The sequence below is a fragment of the Thermoanaerobacterium thermosulfurigenes genome, from assembly GCF_051201035.1.
Taxonomy (GTDB): Bacteria; Bacillota; Thermoanaerobacteria; order Thermoanaerobacterales; family Thermoanaerobacteraceae; genus Thermoanaerobacterium; species Thermoanaerobacterium thermosulfurigenes.
In genome coordinates, this window is sequence record NZ_JBPODR010000031.1 from 1 (window position 1) to 21,816 (window position 21,816).

At 35.5% G+C, this 21,816-nt stretch carries 24 protein-coding genes, 1 rRNA gene and 1 other annotated feature; of the genes, 5 read left to right on the forward strand and 20 right to left on the reverse strand.

The window, feature by feature from the left end; genetic code table 11:
- Window positions 1-252: 252 nt before the first annotated feature.
- From HNR52_RS10315 to HNR52_RS10345, 7 genes are all read right to left on the reverse strand, one after another.
- Complete coding sequence (locus HNR52_RS10315; RefSeq protein ID WP_435620548.1) at window positions 253-1,011, reverse strand: ABC transporter permease; 759 nt, start codon at window positions 1,009-1,011, stop codon at window positions 253-255.
- Window positions 1,011-1,706, reverse strand: a complete 696-nt coding sequence (locus HNR52_RS10320) for an ABC transporter ATP-binding protein (RefSeq protein ID WP_013786917.1) — start codon at window positions 1,704-1,706, stop codon at window positions 1,011-1,013. Before HNR52_RS10320 ends, HNR52_RS10315 begins: the two co-directional genes overlap by 1 nt.
- Window positions 1,706-2,077 carry a GntR family transcriptional regulator gene (locus tag HNR52_RS10325; protein WP_013786916.1) on the reverse strand — a complete coding sequence of 124 codons (372 nt, stop codon included), beginning with the start codon at window positions 2,075-2,077 and terminating at the stop codon, window positions 1,706-1,708. Before HNR52_RS10325 ends, HNR52_RS10320 begins: the two co-directional genes overlap by 1 nt.
- Window positions 2,078-2,207: 130 nt before the next feature.
- Window positions 2,208-4,115 carry a methionine--tRNA ligase gene (gene metG / locus HNR52_RS10330; protein WP_435620549.1) on the reverse strand — a complete coding sequence of 636 codons (1,908 nt, stop codon included), beginning with the start codon at window positions 4,113-4,115 and terminating at the stop codon, window positions 2,208-2,210.
- Between the two features lie 53 nt (window positions 4,116-4,168).
- Window positions 4,169-4,402, reverse strand: a binding site (T-box leader).
- Between the two features lie 55 nt (window positions 4,403-4,457).
- Window positions 4,458-5,861 carry a CCA tRNA nucleotidyltransferase gene (locus HNR52_RS10335; RefSeq protein WP_435620550.1) on the reverse strand — a complete coding sequence of 468 codons (1,404 nt, stop codon included), beginning with the start codon at window positions 5,859-5,861 and terminating at the stop codon, window positions 4,458-4,460.
- Window positions 5,862-5,917: 56 nt separating this feature from the next.
- Window positions 5,918-6,439, reverse strand: coding sequence for a spore maturation protein (locus HNR52_RS10340; RefSeq protein ID WP_013786913.1), 522 nt, complete (start codon window positions 6,437-6,439; stop codon window positions 5,918-5,920).
- Window positions 6,440-6,444: 5 nt separating this feature from the next.
- Window positions 6,445-7,029, reverse strand: a complete 585-nt coding sequence (locus HNR52_RS10345) for a nucleoside recognition domain-containing protein (protein WP_013786912.1) — start codon at window positions 7,027-7,029, stop codon at window positions 6,445-6,447.
- A gap of 139 nt (window positions 7,030-7,168) precedes the next feature.
- Here HNR52_RS10345 and HNR52_RS10350 point away from each other — a divergent pair, with 139 nt between their 5' ends.
- Window positions 7,169-7,417: an AbrB/MazE/SpoVT family DNA-binding domain-containing protein gene (locus HNR52_RS10350; RefSeq protein ID WP_013786911.1), complete on the forward strand. Its 249-nt coding sequence runs from the start codon at window positions 7,169-7,171 to the stop codon at window positions 7,415-7,417.
- A gap of 38 nt (window positions 7,418-7,455) precedes the next feature.
- Here the strand turns inward: HNR52_RS10350 and HNR52_RS10355 are convergent, their stop codons facing one another.
- The 3 genes from HNR52_RS10355 to HNR52_RS10365 all read right to left on the reverse strand — a co-directional run bounded on the left by HNR52_RS10355 (window position 7,456) and on the right by HNR52_RS10365 (window position 10,043).
- Entirely contained in the window at window positions 7,456-8,334 is an 879-nt protein-coding gene (locus HNR52_RS10355) for a cation diffusion facilitator family transporter (protein ID WP_013786910.1), read from the reverse strand.
- 145 nt (window positions 8,335-8,479) lie between these two features.
- Complete coding sequence (gene rsmI, locus HNR52_RS10360; protein WP_013786909.1) at window positions 8,480-9,295, reverse strand: 16S rRNA (cytidine(1402)-2'-O)-methyltransferase; 816 nt, start codon at window positions 9,293-9,295, stop codon at window positions 8,480-8,482.
- A 1-nt stretch (window position 9,296) separates the two neighbouring features.
- Window positions 9,297-10,043, reverse strand: coding sequence for a tRNA1(Val) (adenine(37)-N6)-methyltransferase (locus tag HNR52_RS10365; RefSeq protein ID WP_435620551.1), 747 nt, complete (start codon window positions 10,041-10,043; stop codon window positions 9,297-9,299).
- A gap of 119 nt (window positions 10,044-10,162) precedes the next feature.
- Between HNR52_RS10365 and HNR52_RS10370 the strand changes: the two genes are divergently transcribed.
- From HNR52_RS10370 to HNR52_RS10385, 4 genes are all read left to right on the forward strand, one after another.
- Complete coding sequence (locus HNR52_RS10370; protein ID WP_435620552.1) at window positions 10,163-11,383, forward strand: arginine deiminase; 1,221 nt, start codon at window positions 10,163-10,165, stop codon at window positions 11,381-11,383.
- 79 nt (window positions 11,384-11,462) lie between these two features.
- Window positions 11,463-13,646 (forward strand): alkaline phosphatase family protein, encoded by a 2,184-nt coding sequence (locus HNR52_RS10375; RefSeq protein WP_435620553.1) that lies wholly within the window; start codon window positions 11,463-11,465, stop codon window positions 13,644-13,646.
- A gap of 11 nt (window positions 13,647-13,657) precedes the next feature.
- A complete protein-coding gene (locus HNR52_RS10380) occupies window positions 13,658-14,491 on the forward strand; it encodes a sulfite exporter TauE/SafE family protein (RefSeq protein ID WP_435620554.1) in 834 nt (277 codons plus the stop codon).
- A gap of 41 nt (window positions 14,492-14,532) precedes the next feature.
- Window positions 14,533-14,868, forward strand: coding sequence for a DUF1634 domain-containing protein (locus HNR52_RS10385; RefSeq protein WP_041592158.1), 336 nt, complete (start codon window positions 14,533-14,535; stop codon window positions 14,866-14,868).
- A 27-nt stretch (window positions 14,869-14,895) separates the two neighbouring features.
- Here HNR52_RS10385 and HNR52_RS10390 read toward each other — a convergent pair whose 3' ends face one another.
- The 10 genes from HNR52_RS10390 to rrf all read right to left on the reverse strand — a co-directional run bounded on the left by HNR52_RS10390 (window position 14,896) and on the right by rrf (window position 21,803).
- Window positions 14,896-15,780 (reverse strand): PSP1 domain-containing protein, encoded by an 885-nt coding sequence (locus HNR52_RS10390; protein ID WP_013786903.1) that lies wholly within the window; start codon window positions 15,778-15,780, stop codon window positions 14,896-14,898.
- Window positions 15,781-15,791: 11 nt separating this feature from the next.
- Entirely contained in the window at window positions 15,792-16,751 is a 960-nt protein-coding gene (gene holB, locus HNR52_RS10395; protein ID WP_435620555.1) for a DNA polymerase III subunit delta', read from the reverse strand.
- A gap of 10 nt (window positions 16,752-16,761) precedes the next feature.
- Window positions 16,762-17,205 (reverse strand): YaaR family protein, encoded by a 444-nt coding sequence (locus HNR52_RS10400; RefSeq protein ID WP_013786901.1) that lies wholly within the window; start codon window positions 17,203-17,205, stop codon window positions 16,762-16,764.
- Between the two features lie 9 nt (window positions 17,206-17,214).
- Window positions 17,215-17,544, reverse strand: coding sequence for a cyclic di-AMP receptor DarA (gene darA / locus HNR52_RS10405; RefSeq protein WP_013786900.1), 330 nt, complete (start codon window positions 17,542-17,544; stop codon window positions 17,215-17,217).
- 13 nt (window positions 17,545-17,557) lie between these two features.
- Window positions 17,558-18,175, reverse strand: coding sequence for a dTMP kinase (tmk, locus tag HNR52_RS10410; RefSeq protein ID WP_435620556.1), 618 nt, complete (start codon window positions 18,173-18,175; stop codon window positions 17,558-17,560).
- On the reverse strand, window positions 18,175-19,596 hold the full coding sequence (locus HNR52_RS10415) for an aminotransferase class I/II-fold pyridoxal phosphate-dependent enzyme (RefSeq protein ID WP_435620559.1): 1,422 nt from the start codon (window positions 19,594-19,596) through the stop codon (window positions 18,175-18,177). Before HNR52_RS10415 ends, tmk begins: the two co-directional genes overlap by 1 nt.
- Window positions 19,597-19,677: 81 nt before the next feature.
- On the reverse strand, window positions 19,678-19,887 hold the full coding sequence (locus tag HNR52_RS10420; RefSeq protein ID WP_013786897.1) for a sigma factor G inhibitor Gin: 210 nt from the start codon (window positions 19,885-19,887) through the stop codon (window positions 19,678-19,680).
- Between the two features lie 145 nt (window positions 19,888-20,032).
- Window positions 20,033-20,605 (reverse strand): DNA-3-methyladenine glycosylase I, encoded by a 573-nt coding sequence (locus HNR52_RS10425; RefSeq protein ID WP_435620557.1) that lies wholly within the window; start codon window positions 20,603-20,605, stop codon window positions 20,033-20,035.
- Window positions 20,606-20,615: 10 nt separating this feature from the next.
- Window positions 20,616-21,563 (reverse strand): ROK family protein, encoded by a 948-nt coding sequence (locus tag HNR52_RS10430; RefSeq protein WP_435620558.1) that lies wholly within the window; start codon window positions 21,561-21,563, stop codon window positions 20,616-20,618.
- Between the two features lie 131 nt (window positions 21,564-21,694).
- A 5S ribosomal RNA gene (gene rrf / locus HNR52_RS10435) occupies window positions 21,695-21,803 on the reverse strand.
- Window positions 21,804-21,816: the final 13 nt, after the last annotated feature.

The following is a 21,816-nucleotide window of genomic DNA, read 5'->3' on the forward strand; positions in this document are numbered from 1 at the left end:
AAAACGGAAAATCACATATTTCTAGCTGCTCTTAGTTAAATTATATAAATCAACGTGTTTATCACTCTATAAATTTTTAAATGCGAAATCTCTGACTATTTACTTCGTTTTTTTACGTTACAACAAAATCGTAGGCTTTCTTCAAAACCTACGATCTTATCTACAATTTGATGGGACTTTTTCAGTGCCCTCGGAATCACCCCGCCTTCTTTTTATTTTACCTTCGCACCGCTACCCGAATAGACATCCTTTTTATAGATCTATTTTTTTGTCAATAAGATACGATGTCAGAGTGAATAAACCTATATATACAAGTGTTTGGAAAACAAAGCTTGCTACATTTATCGGGAAAACCGCAAAAGACAAAGCAAAATTATCGCTTCTTTGTGCAATTCCTGAAAATAGATTTATATTTAAATTGTATGGAAATAAATTAATGAGAAGACCATTAATTTTACCGATTACATAGAAAATAATCAGAAATAGAACTATTGACAAAACTTTACCAGATTTTTTGTTATAAAACGCTATCTTGCTGATTGTGATAGAAAAATACGACAAAATCAATAAAGCAACAAAATTCAATAAAGCAGATATTACTATATAAAGTATAAAAATTTTATGTTGAAGTACTGCATCTATAAACACTTTAGCTTCATTCACATATAATAGATTTATAAATGCCATCACTCCAGATACTGTTATAAACAATGTAAATTCAATGATCGATATAATTAGCTTTGAAAAAGCTATGTCAAAACCTCTTTGTGGCAGTGTAAAGAAAAGATATCCTGTATTGCCGTACATATCTCTCTGATACAACATCACTCCTGATATAAGCACGGCTACAAAGCAGGCAAATCCAGCCATAAAAGATACAACGAATGGCAAGCCATGTGACCATGTATTATTTTTTGCTATAAGGTATATATTCAATAAAATCAAGGCAACCAAAAATCCAAGATAATATTTATACCTTCCTAAAAATTCATACTTTATTAGTTTAATCATTATTCATACACCTCCCTGAAGATTTCATCAATAGATTTATTTCTTTCCATCCTTAATTCTTCGGCATTTCCTTTTAAAATAATTTCACCATCTGAGATAAATGCCACATCGTCAAAAAGCCTTTCAATATCTCTTACAAGGTGTGTAGATATAATCATTGAACTATCTTCGCGGATATTATCAATTATTGCGTCAATTATCTTTTCCCTTGTATTAGGATCTATTCCCCCAAGTGGTTCATCAAAAATATATAGTTTCGCATTTCTTGAAAGCACAAGTGTGAGATGCAATTTTTCAAGCATTCCTTTTGAAAGTGACGTTACTTTATCATTTTCATTCAGCATCATAAAATCCAGCAATCTTTTTGACTTTTCAATGTCAAAATCTGCGTAAAAATCTTTGAAGAAATTTATCGCATCTCTAATCTTCATCCATCTATAAAGATAATTTATATCAGGTAGATACGATACAATTGATTTTGTATAGATACCTGGTTCCTGACCGTCAATTAATATTTCACCAGATGTGGGCCTTAATATGCCTGCTGCAATCTTTATAAATGTCGTTTTTCCACTGCCGTTAGGACCTAAAAGGCCTAATATTTTACCTTCTTCCAATTCAATATTAATTCCTTTTAATGCCTTTTTGCTGTAATAATTTTTAGTAAGGTTTGCCGTTTTTAAAATTAACCCCATCAGTTGACCTCCTCTTTAAGATATTCCTTAATAATTTCGAGTATTTCATTTGAATTGAATCCTAAGCTTCTCATACCTGTTACAAATGACTCAACTATCTCTTTCGCCATTTCTCTTTTTAATGATGCAAGCTTTTCGGTATTTTCGGTTATAAATGTTCCCATGCCTCTTTGTGTATATGTGACGTTTTCCCTTTCAAGTTCTTGATAAGCTCTTTGAACAGTATTTGGATTCACTTTAAGGCTTTCGGCCATCTCTCTTACAGAAGGCAATTTATCTCCTCCATTTAATTTTTTTGTGACTATGTCCCTCTTTATCATATCCATAATCTGGATATAAATAGGCATTTTTTCATTGAATTCGACTTTCATGTTTCACCTCCATCATACTATCATAGTGCACTAATTACATAGTACACTATGATAGCAAAAATGTCAATTTTTTTAAAAATTTATTGTAAGGTAAAAAGCACATAAAAAAATAAGAGGGGCCTATGCCCTCCTATTTTACCTTCGCACCGCTTTCTATGTCTTTATCTAAAGTTACAACAGTCAATTTGCCTTCGTTTGATGCCGCCAAAATCATTCCGTATGATTCTATGCCTCTTAATTTTTTAGGCTCCAGATTTGCAACGAGGACGAGTTTTTTGCCTACAAGCTCTTCTATCTTGTAATGCAGCGCAAGTCCTGATACAACTTGCCTTACCTCATCGCCAACTTTAAGTTTAAGCTTTAATAATTTATCAGCGCCTTCTACTTTTTCTGCTTCCAATACTTCTGCAACTCTCAAATCAATTTTTGCAAAATCGTCTATTTTGATGTAATTTGTCTCTTCCTTAGCTTCTACTTTATTAGAAGTCTTTTCAGCTTCTTTAAGCTCCTTTTCTACATCGATCCTTGGGAAAATATTCTCACCTCTTTTAACTTTTGTGCCTGATTTCAGTAAGCCGAATTTAAGGCTATCCCATGTCCTTAAATCATCGTCAATCCCAAGCTGTTCATATATCTTGATAGGCGTATTTGGCATAAATGGCGTTATCAAAATCGCGACAAACCTCAGTGATTCTACAAGGTTATAAAGAACAGTTTTAAGCCTTCCTTTTTTGTTTTCATCTTTTGCCAATACCCATGGCATCGTCTCGTCAATGTACTTATTGGCGCGACCCACAAGCTTCCAGATTTCCGCAAGAGCATTTGAAAACTGCAGCTTATCCATATAGCTTTCAACAACTTTTGGTAAGTTATTTGCGATAGATATTAACTCATCATCAACGTCATCTTTATCCGAAACTTCTGGCACTACACCGTCAAAGTATTTTTCTACCATCGTTACAGTCCTGCTTAAAAGATTGCCAAAATCATTGGCAAGGTCAGAATTTATCCTGGAAATCAAGGCTTCATTTGAGAATACACCATCTGCTCCAAATGGAACTTCTCTTAAAAGAAAATACCTTATGGCATCTACGCCGTATTTTGACACAAGTTCTTTCGGGTCAACCACATTGCCCTTTGACTTTGACATCTTGCCGCCTTCTAATATAAGCCAACCATGGCCAAACACTTTCTTAGGGAGAGGCAAATCCAGCGCCATAAGCATTGCAGGCCATATAATGGTGTGGAATCTTACGATTTCCTTTCCAACAAGGTGCACATCTGCCGGCCAGTACTTTTTAAAATCTTCGTCATGGTCTGTAGAATAACCCAACGCAGTTATGTAGTTGGAAAGGGCGTCAATCCAAACATACACAACGTGTTTTGGATCAAACGGAACTTTTACGCCCCAGTCAAATGACGTTCTGGATACGCACAAATCCTCAAGACCTGACTTTATAAAGCTTACCATCTCATTTAACCTTGATTCAGGCTGTATAAAGTCTGGGTGCTCCTCGTAATATTTAAGAAGTTTGTCTGCGTAATTTGAAAGCTTAAAGAAATAACTTTCCTCTTTCACAAGCTCTACAGGTCTGCCGCAATCTGGGCAGTTTCCATCGACAAGCTGTTTCTCAGTCCAAAACGTCTCACAAGGTGTGCAGTACCAACCCTCGTATTCGCTTTTGTATATGTCCCCTTTTTCATAAAGCTTTGTAAATATCTTTTGTACAATCTCTTCATGCTGCTTGTCCGTTGTCCTTATAAACTTGTCATTGCTTATGTCCATAGTATTCCACAAATCTTTTATCCATGCCACAATTTCATCCACATACTGTTTAGGTGTAACGCCTTTTTCCTTTGCCTTTCTCTGTATCTTTTGACCGTGTTCGTCTGTTCCTGTCAAAAACATCACATCATAGCCTGTAAGCCTTTTGAAGCGAGCCATCGCATCTGCAGCGACAGTCGTATAAGAATGACCTATATGTAGCTTATCGCTTGGATAATATATAGGTGTTGTAATGTAAAAAGTCTTCGCCATAAAAATCCTCCTCATCTAAATTTATTTTAAGGCGTAAAAAAACCCGCCTCCCATTAAGGGGCGAGTTTGATCGCGCTACCACCCTTTTCACATACGCCTCACGGCCGTATGCCTCATAAAGTGCTGTCACACTCCTACTCTGTAACGGGAAATCCCGCCAAAGCCTACTTAATTTCAGCTTTGAAGCTCAAGGTCCATGTTCAAAAGTTCATTCCCTACTGGCTTTCACCTTAACCCAGCTCTCTTTAAGAGAAATTCCTTTCTACTCTTCCCTTCATTGCCTTTTTATATATTATTTACATCATTACATAATAATATACTTTACCGCAAATGTATTGTCAACTATATTTTCTCCATCTTCATTCTTTCCTCTACAAATTTTACTGCGTCTTCTCTGCTTTCTATTTCACCGTAAAATTGATTCTTTCTCAATTCGTATAGTATTTGATTTAAAAGCTTATAATCTTTAAGATCAAAATTGACTATTATATCAAGCGGCGTAAGAAGTGGTATCTTCGTCTTTTCAAAGTCCATGTACCTTCTTAATAGCTTTGTTATAAAATTCCTATAGCATGAAGCTTCATTCAACCTGCCTTGTCCTTTCATAGACGAAGTAATATCAGCTAACGACAAAAGCAAACACCCTATAGCATTTTCTTCAAGGTCAGAAAAAAACTTAAACAATGCTTTGTTTCCAGTCCCATCTATGTAAAGTAAAAATGGATTTACGTGGTACAAAACCATCTTCTTTATCAGAGATGCTTCTTTTTTCGCCAGTTTTAATCTCTTAGCTATATCTGCAACAATTTTTTCTCCCTTTACATCGTGATTGTAAAACTGAAGCCTATTATCAGAATCTATGTAAATAGCATCTTTTTTGCCGATTTCATGAAACATTGCAGCAAGTTTCAATACGTCTTTTAGCTTGTTTCCTGAGGAAAGATCTTTATCAAGGTACTTTTTGACCAAATTTTCTATATCTGAAGGAAATCTGAGCTCATTTACAATTGTTTCATATTCTTCTATCGTCTTTATGGAATGATGCCATGAGTCCAAAACCTGATAATAACACTTGCCTATCTCTTTCATCTCAGCTATCTCAGGAAAAAGCGCATCGATTAACCCCAGCTCGTCCATCATTTGTAAGTATTTAAATGACTCCTTTGACTTAAGTATAGAATATATTTCACTCATGATCCTTTCTGAAGAAACGTTCTTAATCAAATCGGCTTTTTCTCTTATAAGATTTTTGGAATCCTCATCTATAGAAAAATTGTATTTGGCTGCAAATCTAATAGCTCTAAGCATCCTTAAAGGGTCATCATCGAAGGAACTTTTCCCTACGCATTTTATCTTCTTTTCTCTTAAATCCTTTAACCCTCCTAAAGGATCTACTATCAAGTCTACATCAAAAAAATCATTTAGCCTTATTGCCATCGCATTTATCGTAAAGTCCCTATGAATCAAATCTTCATCTATATTTTCGCCTCTAATTTGTGTAAAATCCAGCACTACATTTTCATATACGACTCTATATGTACCTCTGTCCTCTGCATAAGGCACATAAGAGCCTTTTAGCTTATCACATACAAGCTTTGAAACCGAAGCAGCATCACCTAATACAGCAAAATCATAATCGCTTATATTTACATTTAGTATTCTGTCTCTTATGGTTCCTCCTACAATATAGACTTTTTCGGCCTCATCAGATAGTATGCGCTTTAACCTGTTTATCAATATCCCCATATCATGTAAACTCCTCGTTTTTATATTACTGTCTTTAGTATATCAGATTTGAAGTTTCAAAAAAACAATCTGCTGTAAAAAACAGATGACAGTATTGCAGCGATATCAGCAGCAATGCCTGCTATTATGGAATGTCTCATCTTTTTAACTCCAACAGATCCAAAATAAACCGATAAAACGTAAAACGTAGTCTCTGTAGAGCCATACATAACAGAAGCAAGTCTGGCTGTAAACGAATCAGGCCCATGAGATTTAATAAGTTCTGTCACTATGCCTAATGCACCGCTTCCAGATAGAGGCCTTATGAGAGCCAATGGCACTACATCTGACGGCATTCCAATTGTTGCAGTAAGCGGTGAAATCCACTTTGCAAAGATATCTAAAGTTCCGGATGCTCTCAGGACTCCCACTGCCACCAACATTGCCAGCAAAGCAGGAAATATTTTTATTATCGTATTAATGCCTTCTTTTGCACCATCTAAAAAGACTTCATAAATTTTTACATGATTAATTAAACCATATACAGGAATCAAAAACATGATAGCTGGAATTATAAACTCAGAAATCGATTTAAGCAAAAATATCACTCCTTAAAAAGGGATGACTTTTCAAGTGATTTCACGACCACAAGGCCTACGGTTAAAGCTGTAATGCTGGATAAAAGTCCAGCCAACACAAAATCCGCTGGATTTTTCGCACCTAAAGAAGCCCTTAATCCTATCATAACAGCAGGAAGAAGCTGCACTGATGCAGTATTTATAACGAGAAATGTGCACATGGAATTAGATGCAACATCCTTTTTATTTAATTCTTGAAGGTATTCCATCGCTTTTATTCCAAAAGGCGTAGCCGCATTTCCTAATCCTAACATATTTGCTGATATATTCATTATCATAGCACCAATAGCAGGATGATCTTTTGGTATCTCAGGGAATAGTTTTACTATGACTGGCTTTAAAACTTTTGCCAATGCATCCATAAGTCCAGATTTTTCAGCTATCTGCATTATACCTAACCATAAAGACATGATGCCTACGAGTCCTATTGATATTGTAACAGCCGACTCAGATGAATCTATTATAGCTTTTGATACCTCCCCCATCCTACCATTTATCATGCCGACAATTACACCTGTACCAATCATGAAGATCCATATATAATTTATCAATTTTATCTCCCCCATCCCATAAAAATTTATGTTATTTTTAAAAAAAAATGCCATTAAACTATTGACTTATTTTTCAAAACTTGGTATTATTAGAATGCAAAGAATTTGTCGAATTTTGTAGTTTTAGGAGGGGAGAGATATGTTGAAATCCACAGGAATTGTAAGAAAAGTGGATGAGTTAGGAAGAGTCGTCATTCCTATCGAACTTAGAAGGACTCTGAATATTGCAGAAAGAGACGCTTTAGAAATCTACGTGGATGGCGAGCAGATTGTACTTAAAAAGTACGAGCCTGCATGTATTTTCTGCGGCAATGCAGAAAATGTCGTCAATTACAAAGGCAAAAATATCTGCAAGACATGCCTCGATGACATTAAAAAAAGCGAATAATATTAAAAAATAATAGAAGTTTTACTTCTATTATTTTTTTACTCTGTTACTTCATTTTTATCGTAAGGCTCTATATGAACAATGACTTCTGTAACACCAGGTATTTCCTTTTTTAATTTTTCTTCCAACTGATCAGCTATATAATGAGCATCTTTTATATTTTCACTCGGGTCAACCATTATATGCATGTCTATATTTATGTCGTCTTCTCTACCTCTGCTTCTTATTTGATGGCATGAAAGCACACCTTTTACGGATAAAGCGATGTCGCGGATTTTTTCTGAATCTATGACAATCCTATCGCACAAAATGTCGGAGCTGTGCTTTATTATTTCAATACCTGCTTTTACGATGAATATCGATATTGCTATAGACATCAGCGGATCGATGTATGGCGGTATTCCAAGTTTTAATGCAATAAGTGTTATAAGAACAGAGACAGACACGTAGATGTCGCTTTTTGTGTGAAGTGAATCAGATACAAGTATGTCGCTTTTTAAATTTACTCCTTGCCTGTACTCGTAAGCAAATACAAATATGTTAAGCAATAATGTAGTAATCATTATTATGAAGCTGTCTAACGTGATTTTTGGTTCTACAGGATTTAAAAGCCTGCCATAAGCTTCTTTTAGTATAGTATAACTTACTACAAATAGCATCACAGATATAAAAATTGACGAAAACGTCTCAAATTTTTTATGCCCATAAGGATGTTCTTCATCCTGCGGTTTTGACGCCAAATATATGCCTACAAGGCCTACTATATTACCTGAACTGTCTGATAATGAATGAAACCCATCAGCCACCATGCTGGCGCTTTTTATATGCAAGCCGTACAAAAGTTTAGCTAACGCCACAGCTATATTTATAAAAAGTATAAGTATCAAAACATTCTTTATCTTTTTAAATGAATTCATCGTAAAACCCCTTTGTATCAATTGATAATTTTTAATATAATACATATTATATGCTTAAACTAAAAATTATGCAATATATTAAGATATTTTTATAGCTGAAATTATTGATTATCATTATCAATTGATACTGATAGGCGAAATCGAATTACGATTCATCCTTCAATGCGAGCTTGTAAATTTCGCTTTTTGGTATTTTTAATTGTTTAGCCGTCAATTTAATCGCTTCTTTCTTATCCATGCCGCATTCAATGTATTTTCTGAGAAGCTCCTTTGGTTCCATCGCAACTTGATTTTTCCCACCTTCTATAAGGACCACAATTTCTCCTTTTACATCATCTCCTAATTTTAATAGAACCTCATCTACCGTTCCCCTTATATACTCTTCGTGCACTTTTGTAAGCTCTCTTGCTATTACAACCTTTCTGCCTTCTATGTATGGCTTTAATTCTTCCAACGTCCTGACAATTCTATGAGGCGCCTCATAAATGATAACCGTTCTCTTTTCTCTCCCTATCTCATCCAAAGCGCTTTCTCTCTCGCTTTTCTTTGTTGGCAAAAATCCTAAGAAAACAAACTTCTTTGTGTCAAGCCCAGAGCCTACTAATGCCGTTGTTATTGCTGTAGCGCCGGGAAGCGATACTACATTTATCTTATCTTCTAAGCAAAGTTTTACAAGGTCTTCCCCAGGGTCAGATATGCCCGGTGTACCAGCATCAGTAACCAGCGCTACATTCTTCCCAGCCTTTAAATCTATTAAAAGTTTTTCGCCTCTTGAAGCTTTGTTATGCTCATGGTAGCTTACTACGGTTTTTTTTATGTCGTAATGATTCAAAAGTTTTAAAGTCTGCCTCGTGTCTTCAGCAGCAATTATGTCCACTTCTTTAAGCACCTTTAAAACTCTTAAGGTTATGTCTTCCAAGTTTCCAATTGGTGTTGGGCACAAATACAATCTTCCAGACATGTTATTCCTCCTCTATCGAAGTTTTCCCGTATATACTTAAAAGTTCTTTTGTATATCCTCCATTTTCTTCGTAGACATAGAGAGGCGGCATTATTACAACACCACTTTTTGCGCCTTTCTTTGATTCCACCAAGACTAAATTTGGCTTTTCCCCAATATGTGGATGGATGAACCTTATTTTTTTAGGTTCTAAGTTGCAAATCCGCAAATTATAAACAATATCCACAATCCTATCCACTCTATGCACTAAAAAAAACTTGCCTCCAAACTTCAAAAGCCTTGACGCAACCTTTATAAAATCGTCAAGCCCGCCATTTAACTCGTATCGCGATATGTTTTCACTTTCGCTATTTTTGTCAAATCCTGTCTTGTACGGCATGTACGGAGGATTAGATGTCACAATATCGTATTTTTCAATCCCCAATTTATCCACAACATTTCGAATATCATCGTTTATTATGTCTATTCTACCTTCAAAATTATTGAGATATACATTTCTTATAGCAATATTGGCAACTTCACTTTGTATTTCAACACCTACAATACGTGTATCTCTCGATTTTCCTGCTATCAAAATCGGTATGATTCCTGTTCCGCACCCTAAATCTACAATCTTATCTCCTTTTTTTGTGTATACAAAATTGGAAAGCAGCACAGCATCCATTCCAAATTTAAACATGTCTTCCCTCTGTATGAGCTTAAGCCCATTCAAATTCAAATCGTCAATTCTCTCACCATTTTTTAGCATATTACCACCTCGTTACAAATAATTTTACCATATCAATAAATTAATATAAATCGTATTGAAAAATAGATATAAGCAAAGTATACTATATAAAGAGTTTATGCATAGGGAGGAATGTGTTGGTGACGCATCCATTATTAGTGCCACATGTATCATCAGAAATAGGAACTTTAAAAGCAGTCGTATTGCACAGACCTGGAAAGGAATTAGAAAGGCTTACGCCTCAAAATTTAGCAGAACTGCTTTTTGATGATATTCCATGGGTTAGAAAGATTCAAGAGGAACATGATGAATTTGCCAAAGTATTAAAAAATAACGGTATAACTGTTTTGTACGTAAAAGACCTTCTTCAGGATGTATTAAAAGATGAAGCTATAAAAGAACAATTTATAATAGATCTTCTGAAGATAAATGGCATAACAAATACCGAAACAGAAAGCTACCTTAAAGATTACCTTATGGATTTACGCTACAGTGATATTGCTGAAATTGCCATAAGCGGACTTGAAAAAGGCGATATTGACAATATCATCCCAAAAGGCCTGGCTGAATTCATCTACGAAGAACACTATTTTTACATTAAGCCTGTCCCAAATATGTATTTTACCAGAGATCCCGGTGCAATGATAGATGGAGGATTTATGATAAGCTCCATGAAGTCTGCGGCGAGAAAGCCTGAAACGCTCATAATGAAATATATATACAAAAACCACGATATTTTCAAGAAAAATAACGTTCCATGTTGGTACGACAACACTTACTTTCACTCTTTAGAAGGCGGAGATGTGCTTATATTAAGCGACAAGGTAATAGCAGTAGGATGCGGCGAAAGGACTACGCCACAAGCAATAGAAAGACTTGCCCGCAATCTTTTTGAAGGCAATTCAACAGTAGAACACATCCTTGTCGTCCAGATTCCCATCAACAGGTCTTACATGCACCTTGATACTGTATTCACCATGGTAGATAAGGAAAGGTTCGTCTTCTACCCTGGAATAAAGAAAGATCTGAGAGTTTTCAGCATAATAAAGGATGACAAAGGTTTTTCAATTCAAAAGGAAAAAGACCTCCAAGCTGCATTGAAATTTGCATTAAATCTCAGAAATATTGAAATAATACCTACAGGTGGTTTTAATGCCATAACGTCAGCACGGGAGCAGTGGAACGACAGCACAAATACGCTTGCTATAGCGCCAGGCAAAGTCATCACATACTCCCGAAATGAATCATCAAATAAAATCATGAGAAAAGAAGGCATCGAGGTAATCGAAATCGAAGGTTCTGAACTATCAAGAGGCAGAGGCGGTCCAAGATGTATGAGCATGCCACTTTTGAGATATTAGAGGGTTTTACCCTCTTTTTAATAATTTCTTAACATTTATGTTGTATAATAAATAAAAAACTATAGAGGGTGTGTTTCACTTGAAGAAATTTATCACTGCTTTTATGCTTTTATTGATGACTTTGACTTTTATGCTGCCACAAAAAAGTTACGCTGATACAAGCAACAATAAAAAAGTAGTGCTTGTAATAATCGACAGGGTTAGCCTAAGCGACTATATTAAGTACGACGCAAAAAATATTCAAAAGCTAATCGACAACGGTTCAGTCGGTCTCATGAATGTCAGAAATGCTGATGGTTACGTCGATGCATCTGGGTATTTGACATTTGGAACCGGCACAAGGGCAAGTGCTCATGACATCGGTCAAATAAATCTTAATGTGAACGAAAAATATTCTTTCGGTACTGCAGGGGAAATTTACAAATTTAACACAGGATATGACTATGGAAATGCAAACATAGTAAATATAGGTATATCAAACCTTATACAAAGCAGCAAAAACGCCGACTACAAGATTACACCTGGCCTTTTAGGACAACTGCTAAAGAATAACAACATTCCTACATACGTCTTTGGAAATTCTGATATAATAACTGACAACACAATTTCATATAGAAGGTATGGGGCACTAATCGCCATGGATGAAAAAGGTACAGCATTTGGCGACGTCAGTGAAAATATATTGAAGTACGATAAAAATAGCCCATATTTTATAAGCACTGATTACAACAAAATCTTTGACTATTTTCAAAAATACGATAAAAATGGGGGCTTCTTTGTAATCGACACTGGTGATACATCGAGAGTGGACAGCTACTCTTCCAACGTATCAGACCAATTAGCATCAAAATATGAAGAATATGCCATAAAAAATGCTGATGCATTCATAGGAAAGCTTCTAAAAAATTTAGATCCATCGAGGGATTTGCTTATAGTAGCGACGCCTTACCCTTCAAAAAGCGATATGTCTACCAACAATCTACTGTCGCCAATAATAATCTATGGTCCTGGATACAACGGACTTACAACATCTCTCACAACAAAGAGAAATGGAATTATTACAAATTTAGATTTGGCGCCTACAATACTTAATTATTTCGGCATAAAGGCACCTGTAGAAATGCTAGGGCATCCCATAACAAACATAAAAGCCCAAGACAAAGTCAACTACTTGGAAAATCTAAACAGCAAAGTTGTATCTATTTACACTGCCCGGCCTATCGTCTTAAAAAGTTACGTAATTTTTCTTATCATAATTTTAATACTTTACCTTGTTACATTATTTCTAAAGATAAACTACTTAAAATACTTGAAACCTATAGTTTTAGGTGTGATGATCGTTCCTCTGTCGCTTTTGATTTTATCCCTTTTTGGACCTTTGACAGTGTATTCAAGCATGATCGCTTTGATACTGATAACAATAGCTTTACTGCTTATAATAAAACTTTTTGCTAAAGATGAACTTAATATGCTAATAGTGATAAGCCTTTTAACTGCTTTGACAATCACAGTTGACATTTTTACAGGAGCACATCTGATGAAAGGCTCTATTTTAGGATATGACGTCATAGCAGGTGCCAGATTTTACGGAATAGGCAATGAATACATGGGTGTGCTGATAGGGTCCACAATAATGGGAATCATGACATACATTCAAAAGTACGATACAAGGATAAATAAATTATTAGGCGTATTATTCTTCGCCGTAGTATTCATGTTAATGGTGTTGCCTCAATACGGTGCAAAAATTGGCGGATTTATAACAGGATTTATGGCATTTGGCGTAACGCTTTTGCTTATGTCAGAAATCAAAATCAACTACAAAAGTTTATTGATTTTGTTCATAAGCATGGCTGTCCTTCTAACGCTTATGTTTATAGCGTCAATGTTTATGGGCACTGTAACACACATGGCACAAACTGCTTTGATTGTTAAAAACGAAGGAATAATAGCTTTATACAAGATATTTGCCCGCAAATTAGACATGGAATTGACATTAATAAGATACACAATATGGTCATGGGTTCTAATCATAACTATAATCAGTTTCTTTATCTTGTCATACAAGCCTACAGGAATACTAAAAAACATATTTAAGAAAAATAAATATATCTACTATGGCTTTTTTGGCAGCATTGTAGGAATGCTTTTTGCGTTGGCATTTAACGATGCTGGAATCGTGGCGGCTTCCACAATGTGCATATACGCATTTCCTCCAATACTGATAATGTTGGAAAGAGAAATAAAACATAATGAAATTTAGGAGATGATAAAGTGATATTGACATCATCAATTATACTTCTCATATCAATTGTGGCTGGAGTATTTGGAGCTCTCTTAGGGTTAGGAGGTGGTATAATAGTAATACCAATGCTTACACTTCTCTTAGGAGTAAACATAAAATACGCCATTGGCGCCAGCATCGTATCAGTCATTGCTACATCCAGCGGTGCTGCTGTAACATATGTAAGAGACAAGATTACTAATTTAAGGATAGGAATGTTTTTAGAGATAGCTACAACCACAGGTGCTTTGACAGGTGCTTTTATCGCAGGGCTTATAAGTTCAAAATACCTCTATATTATCTTTGGGCTTCTTCTTCTATATTCGGCATTCACTATGTTAAAAAAGCGAAATGAAGAACTTCCTGTAGGTGTAGTATCACAGCCTATAGCAAAAAAACTGAAACTAGAAGGATCTTACTACGATAAAGTCCTTAAAAAAGAGATAAAGTACAATGTCACCGGAGTAAACAAAGGATTTGGCATGATGTACATAGCAGGTGTAATATCTGGACTATTGGGTATAGGAAGCGGTATCTTCAAGGTTATGGCAATGGATCTATTTATGAGACTTCCAATGAAAGTCTCAACTGCCACCAGCAATTTTATGATTGGTGTTACTGCAGCCGCCAGTGCTGGAGTGTATCTTGTAAGAGGCGATATAGACCCAAAGATAGCTGGTCCTGTGGCACTTGGAGTACTTATAGGTGCAACAATGGGTACAAAAATCATGACAAATATGAAAAGCACAACCATAAGAAAAATATTTATACCTGTCTTAGCTTATGTTTCCATCGAAATGCTTCTTAAAGGATTGGGGGTATAGCCGTGGAAGACAGAAAAAATCAAAATGAAAAAATAGAAAATATGGAGATAATAATAAGCAAAACATTGAGAGCAGGAGTTTTATTAAGTGCTTTAATAATTCTCATCGGTTTAATTCTATTTTTTGTGACAAAAAACAGCGGTTACCCTGCAGGCGTATATCCTACTTCTATAATAGCAATAATTAAAGGGCTAATGTCTCTAAAGCCTTACGCCATAATCATGACAGGACTTTTAGTGCTGATTCTAACTCCCGTATTTCGCGTGGGAGTATCTATCATCACATTTCTTCATGAAAAAGACTATATGTACGTATACATAACATCGGCAGTGTTTATTATTCTGATATTAAGCTTTGTACTGGGCAAAGTAGAATAAAAAAATAGAGGTAAAACCTCTATTTTTTTATTCTACAAAATCACTTCCCAATATTTCTTCATAAATTTCAGAAATCTCGTCTTTTTTATCGTCTTGGCTTTCTTCTATGACTACGACATCTTCTGGGTCGTACTCTTTCGTTATCTCTATTCCTTCAGCATTTTTCATCTTTACTTTAAGTTTCTTTCTTACAACATCAACCTCCGCTATCCTCATCTCTTTGTCATCGACTTTTATAAGACTTCCTACAGAAGGCAGCTCTGATCTAACTTCTTCGTAAGTATCCTGCTCATATTTTAGGCAACACATTAATCTGCCACATAATCCTGAAATCTTAGTAGGGTTAAGTGAAAGATTCTGATCCTTTGCCATCTTAATCGATACAGGCTCGAAATCCCCTAAAAATGTCACGCAACAAAGAGGTCTGCCACAAGGACCTAAACCGCCTACAATCTTTGACTCATCCCTTACACCTATTTGCCTAAGCTCTATTCTCGTTTTAAAAACTGCAGCAAGGTCTTTTACAAGATCTCTGAAATCTATCCTGCCATCAGCAGTAAAGTAGAAGATTATCTTGTTGTTGTCAAAAGTGTACTCAACATCTATTAACTTCATGTCAAGGTTATGCTCTTTTATCATGTCCAAGCAAACTCCGAATGCTTCCGCTTCACAGGCTCTATTCTCCTTGTAATGCTCATAGTCCTCATCTGTCGCAATCCTAAGAACCATCTTAAGTGGAGCTATAATCTCATCGTCGTCAACCTCTCGTTTGCCTACCACGACTTCACCAAACTCTACTCCCCTGGCTGTCTCCACTATGACATTATCACCTACATTTATAGGCAAATCACCTGGATCGAAGTAATATATCTTACCGGCTTTTTTAAACCGAACTCCTACAACTGTATACAAAATAAAACCTCCTAAATGCTTAAGAGAAATTTTTCAATGGCCATTTGATAATTGACGTTTGTCTTAAGATTGAATATAAGATCTTCTATCTCATTTATTATATTATTAAGCTTAGGCCCTGTCAAATCATTTGAAATTGCTTTAAGTTTATCTATCATATCTTTGTTTATAACGCTTCTTTCATCACTAAAGTTTAAAACCATAATATCCCTTACGTAAGAAAGCATTATATCAATTACATCATCAATCATTTCTCTGTTTTCATCGAAAAATCTAAATCTATCAAGCCTTAAAGCCCTGTCGCTTTTTAATAAGCTTTCCAATACATCCCAGACTTCATTCCTTATAATTGAATACTTCTCATCAGTCAACAAATCCGCCTTGCCATAGTTGCCGCAAGCAACAGATGAAATTTTTTTAGCTTCACTTGCATTGACGTTTTTCTCATTTACAAGATAATCCTCTATAACATCATCCGACTCTCTATTAAACCTTATTGTCTCGCATCTTGATACAATTGTAGGTAAAAGGCCATCCATTTTAGACGCTGTCAATATGAATAAAACGTGCAAAGGAGGTTCCTCTAAAGTCTTGAGAATGCTATTTTGAGATTGCTCTGTCATTTTCTCTGCTTCTTTTATTATGAAAATCTTTTTGTATGAATTATACGGTTTAATATAGGCATTGCTTATGACAGTATTTCTCAATGTATCCACTTTTATTGAGCTTCCATCAGGCTCTATAAAGAAAATATCAGGGTGATTGCCTGATACAAATTGAACGCATGAATGGCAACTGAAGCATGGCTTAGGACTTTTAACACAATTTACCATCATGGCAAAATACTTTGCCATGTATTCTTTGCCCAACCCACTTTCTCCAACAAAAAGGTATGCATTTGCTATTTTCCCTGAATTTATAATTTTATTAAACAATTCTAAAATGTTTTTGTGACCGTAAATTTTGTGCATGAAGCTTCACCTACGAATATATATCTATCAACAATCCCCTGATCTCCTCAATAGCGCTTAAAATATCAAGATTCTTCTTGTTTCCCTCTAAAAACTCCTTCGTCATAATCTCAAGTTTATCATTTACTTTTTCAACAATAGTGTAGATTTTTTTTCGTCCGTTTAGATTTATTGATTCCTTCTTGCTTTTTTGAAACATGCCATTTAAAGACTTCTGCAAGAACTCTTTAACTTTTCTCTTGTAAACCATAAGGTTATCCAAGTTCATTTCCTCTTTCAATTTTTCAGCAGCATCATCAATATCATTAAGCATCTTATTTAACATGCTTTCTTCTACTTTGCTTATTTCGCTGTCAAAGATGTCTTCAAATTTTAAGGCAGAAGTCCTTTCACTTCTATCATCTTTTTCATAGCCTGTCATTATTTTATTGGAATTTATCTCTTGTATCTTCATAAAAAACACCTATATCCTGAAAAATTTTTCTACATCGATGACAAAAACTGTAGCTCCACCGATAGAGACTTCAACAGGCTGCGGTATAAATATATCAGTGGCTCCTCCCATAGGAGTCGGAGATGTGATTATTCTGTCCCTCGTTTTACACTTCTTTTCAATCACTTCAATAGCATCATCCAGCTTATCATCCTCTACACCTATCATAAGTGTCGTATTGCCAGATCTTAAAAATCCACCCGTAGAAGCAACTCTTGTAAAGCTGAACCCTTTTTCTGTAAGTCCATCCATAAGTCTTCTTACGTCTTCGTCTTGTACTATGGCAAAAATCAGTTTCACTTTTTTCCCCTCCTTAAATGATTTTGCTTACTTCATCAATTATAACCTTTTGTATATAGTAAATATCATGCGTAGCATCTACAATAAAATACCTGCCTGGTTTTGACTTAATAAGCTTCATATATCCCGCATAGACTTTTTCATGAAATTCTGCATCTTCTATCTCCAAGCGATCCTTGTCTTTTCTTCTGTCGATTCTCATTAAGGTATCTTTAGGCTTTATATCTAAGTACACAGTTAAATCAGGTACAAGTCCATCTATGGCAATACTGTTAATCTCCTCTACAACCTCTACACCAAGTCCTCTCGCATATCCTTGGTATACAATTGAGCTGTCAACAAATCTGTCCAAAATCACTATTTTCCCATCATTTAATGACGGTATTATCACTTCCTTTACAAGCTCTGCCCGAGATGCTGCATAAAGAAGTGCTTCCGCAGATGGAACTATATTGTTTTTTTTGTCAAGAAGTATTTCTCTGATTTTCTCGCCTATTGCTGTACCTCCAGGCTCTCTTAAAACAACAATATCTCGTCCAATCTCCAAAAGGTATTTTTTAAGCAGATTTATTTGCGTAGTTTTCCCACTGCCATCTATTCCTTCAAACGTTATGAGTTTTCCTTTGTACATTATTTACACACCCGTATTTTTAAATTATCAATGCCAATAACCTTTATACCTATATTATATAGTAATTTTATATATTGTACCATATCTTTTTTTATGAGTTCACCCGGACATAAAAGCGGAACACCCGGTGGATATGGAATTACATAATCAAGTGAAACCATGCCTACAGCATCATCCATGCTTACATATCTATACTCTTTATTTACCGCATCTTTTGGCTTCATAGCCATTTCAGGAATTTCTGGGCAACCGTTGCCATCAAAATAGCTTAATTTTTCGTTCCTTTTGTACTCTGAAAGACCTTTGACAGACTCTATTAGCTTGTCAAACGATGCTTCATCATCAGCTACAGTCATTATGGCAAGTATATTTCTGTAGTCAGACATTTCCATCTGAATGTTGAATTTTTCTCGCAGTATACTTTCCGCCACACTGCCGGATATGCCAAGTCCACTTACATTGATAGTAAGCTTTGTAGCATCGTAATCGTAAATTCCGTACTTGCCTATGACATCATCGCCAATACACCTTACACCGTCTATCTCATTGATAAGCCTTCTTGCTTGAATCGATAGATCTAAACATTTATCAAGCAATGCTTTGCCTTCCCTCTCCATAAAATCTCTGGCTAAATCAATTGATGTCATCAAAATATAAGAAGGAGATGTTGATTGATAAAGGCTTAAGTAAAACCTTAATCTATCAATATCTATCCTATCTGTATTCACATGCAAAATTGAGCTTTGCGTAAATGCAGGCAAAGTTTTGTGAACACTTTCAATCACAATATCTGAACCAGCTTTAGATGCCGATAATGGCAATCTATCAGAAAATGCAAAATGGGCCCCATGTGCCTCGTCTACTATCAATACCTTGTCGTATTTATGAACCAAATCCACCACTTTATTTATATCGACACAAAAACCATAATAATTTGGATATGTAATGACCACTGCCTTTACGTTCTTATGTTTTATAAGGAGCTTTTCAAGTTCATCTATGGATATACCCATAGCTATGGCATCTTCATCGTCCATAAGCGGTTCTATATAAATTGGTATAGCACCAGTAAGTATCAATCCATTATAGACAGATCTATGAGAATTCCTTTGAACAACTACCATATCACCATCATTCAAGACTGATGACATTGCTGCATATATTCCACACGTAGTTCCATTGACAAGAAAGAAAGATGATTTAGCTCCAAATGCTTTGGCAGCAAGTCTTTCTGCTTCTAAAATCGGTCCATGTGGATCGTGAAGATTGTCTGTCCCAGGAACTTCTGTCACATCTATTTTAGCAATGTTTTCTATGTATTTCCGGGAAATAATTTTCCCTTCTTTGTGGCCCGGCATATGATATGGCATTGTACCGTCTTCAACATATTTAATCAATGCTTCATAAAGCGGTGCTGTCAATTTTATCACCTTTTCACGTATTATACATATATAATACCATATAACACTAATTATTGCCTATAAAAAATATGAGGACATATTTCAACAGTCCTCATATTCAAAATCTTTTTTGTAGTTGCGCCAGATATCTATCATCTTTTTTCTGTAATATTCGTACTTTGCATCATCTGGAGATATGTGAGCGATTATTTTCTGGCAGTCATTGCATAAAAATTCTCCCAATACATCGATACCGTCTGTCTTTTCATGATTGCATATAAAGCATTTTTTAGTTTTTAACATGCTTTCCATATGCTACACCATCTTTCATAATATTCTAATATAATTATTTCCATAGTAACCAGTATCTATACGCTTTCTTATTAACATTATATTATTTTAAGAATAAAAAAAGGCAGGTCTAAGTGCATTTTGCACCAAGCCCTGCATGTATTTTTTACGAGTTAAATTGCAATAGCTCCTTATGTCTGAAACACGATGTTATATGGTCATTTACAATTCCAATCGCTTGCATGTGTGAATATATTATTGTGGATCCCACAAATTTAAACCCTCTTTTTTTAAGATCATTACTTATCTTATCAGATAATGATGTTTTAGCAGGTACTTCGTCAATGCTTTCCCAATAATTTATGATAGGCCTTCCATCAGTGAAACTCCAAATATACGTATCAAAACTACCAAATTCTCTTTGAATTTCTAAAAAGGCCTTAGCGTTTGCTATAGATGATTCTATTTTTCTTTTATTGCGAATAATGCCAACGTCATTTAAAAGCTCCTGCACCTTTTTCTCATCAAAGAGCGAAACTTTTTGTGGGTCAAATCCTCTATATGCCTTTCTGTAATTATCTCTTTTTTTAAGGATCGTAAGCCAATTTAATCCCGCCTGTGCCGATTCCAACACTAAAAATTCAAAGTGAATCCTGTCGTCGTGTACTGGTACGCCCCACTCTGTATCGTGATATTTTATGTATATTTCATCTTTGAGACACCAAGGACATCTATCCATTTTTTCCTCCTTATAGTACCAGCGATGCTGCACCTATAAGCCCCACATTTCCACCAAGCTTCGCTTTAACAACTTTGCAAATCTGCCTATTTGGCTTTAATGCTCTTTCGTCAACTGTCCTCATCATTTTGTCATACAAGACATCCCATTGGCTTGACAATCCGCCACCTATTATTATAAGTTCCGGGTTATAAAATGCCATTATGTTTACAATACCTATTCCCAAATAAAATGCTTCATTCTCAATAAGCTCTAAAGCCAATTTATCACCAGATTTTGCAGCATCAAAAATATCTTCTGCTTTTAATTCACCTGAAGGTTTGTCTTTGAGAATAGTATCTCTTCCAGATTCTATATGCTTTTTTGCAAATTTAACTAATGATGTGCCAGAAGCATACGACTCTAAACACCCAGGATTGCCACAGTTGCACCATCTAGGCCCGTCAAAATTTATAGTGTGATGTCCAATCTCAGCAGCATTTGAATTTGCACCATTGTACAATTTCCCATCAATTATCGCACCACCACCGATACCTGTGCTTACAGTCATATAAACAATATTATTTATTCCTTGTCCAGCACCAAATAAATATTCAGCAAGTGCAGCAGCATTAGCATCGTTGTTAAGTTTTATCTCCGTATCAAAATCTCTCTTTAATATGTCCACCAATGGGATGTCAATCCATCCTGGTAGATTAGGAGGACATTCCACCACGCCTCTATCTGCATTCAAAGGTCCTGGAGCACCTATCCCAATGCCTGTAATCTGACTAACATCTATATTCAACTTATTCAAAGATTCTATTATGCTTTTCTTTATATTGTTTATAACGTGTTGAGGCCCTTTATCTGCCTCTGTAGGTACTTTTACATTGCACAAAATATTTCCATCAGCGTCCATAATGCCAGTATTTATCTTTGTACCACCAAGATCTACACCACAAGCAAACTTTTTCATAAACACTCCTCCTAAGCAAATTTAAATTTTATTCTACTTCTATATTCGTATAGGTTTTCTAACTTGTCAATATAAAAATTAAAAACTCCTATTTAAGGAGTTTTGCTTAGGGGGCTAATATATGAAATTTTTACCGGCAGCGACCTACTCTCCCGAGAAATCAGTACCATCGGCGCTGGAGGGCTTCACTTCCGTGTTCGGTATGGGAACGGGTTTTTAACCTCCGCTATTGCCACCGGAAATCTTTTGTTCA

Excerpts from the sequence above, each read along its gene's own strand:
- HNR52_RS10350 (WP_013786911.1), top strand. The coding sequence starts at position 7,169 with ATGTTGAAATCCACAGGAATTGTAAGAAAAGTGGATGAGTTAGGAAGA.
- HNR52_RS10430 (WP_435620558.1), bottom strand. The coding sequence starts at position 21,563 with ATGAAAAAGTTTGCTTGTGGTGTAGATCTTGGTGGTACAAAGATAAAT.
- HNR52_RS10355 (WP_013786910.1), bottom strand. The coding sequence starts at position 8,334 with ATGAATTCATTTAAAAAGATAAAGAATGTTTTGATACTTATACTTTTT.
- metG (WP_435620549.1), bottom strand. The coding sequence starts at position 4,115 with ATGGCGAAGACTTTTTACATTACAACACCTATATATTATCCAAGCGAT.
- holB (WP_435620555.1), bottom strand. The coding sequence starts at position 16,751 with ATGCACAAAATTTACGGTCACAAAAACATTTTAGAATTGTTTAATAAA.
- HNR52_RS10315 (WP_435620548.1), bottom strand. The coding sequence starts at position 1,011 with ATGATTAAACTAATAAAGTATGAATTTTTAGGAAGGTATAAATATTAT.
- HNR52_RS10325 (WP_013786916.1), bottom strand. The coding sequence starts at position 2,077 with ATGAAAGTCGAATTCAATGAAAAAATGCCTATTTATATCCAGATTATG.
- HNR52_RS10425 (WP_435620557.1), bottom strand. The coding sequence starts at position 20,605 with ATGGATAGATGTCCTTGGTGTCTCAAAGATGAAATATACATAAAATAT.
- HNR52_RS10320 (WP_013786917.1), bottom strand. The coding sequence starts at position 1,706 with ATGGGGTTAATTTTAAAAACGGCAAACCTTACTAAAAATTATTACAGC.
- HNR52_RS10385 (WP_041592158.1), top strand. The coding sequence starts at position 14,533 with ATGGAGATAATAATAAGCAAAACATTGAGAGCAGGAGTTTTATTAAGT.
- HNR52_RS10335 (WP_435620550.1), bottom strand. The coding sequence starts at position 5,861 with ATGGGGATATTGATAAACAGGTTAAAGCGCATACTATCTGATGAGGCC.
- rsmI (WP_013786909.1), bottom strand. The coding sequence starts at position 9,295 with ATGTCTGGAAGATTGTATTTGTGCCCAACACCAATTGGAAACTTGGAA.
- HNR52_RS10400 (WP_013786901.1), bottom strand. The coding sequence starts at position 17,205 with ATGAAGATACAAGAGATAAATTCCAATAAAATAATGACAGGCTATGAA.
- HNR52_RS10420 (WP_013786897.1), bottom strand. The coding sequence starts at position 19,887 with ATGGAAAGCATGTTAAAAACTAAAAAATGCTTTATATGCAATCATGAA.
- HNR52_RS10365 (WP_435620551.1), bottom strand. The coding sequence starts at position 10,043 with ATGCTAAAAAATGGTGAGAGAATTGACGATTTGAATTTGAATGGGCTT.
- tmk (WP_435620556.1), bottom strand. The coding sequence starts at position 18,175 with ATGTACAAAGGAAAACTCATAACGTTTGAAGGAATAGATGGCAGTGGG.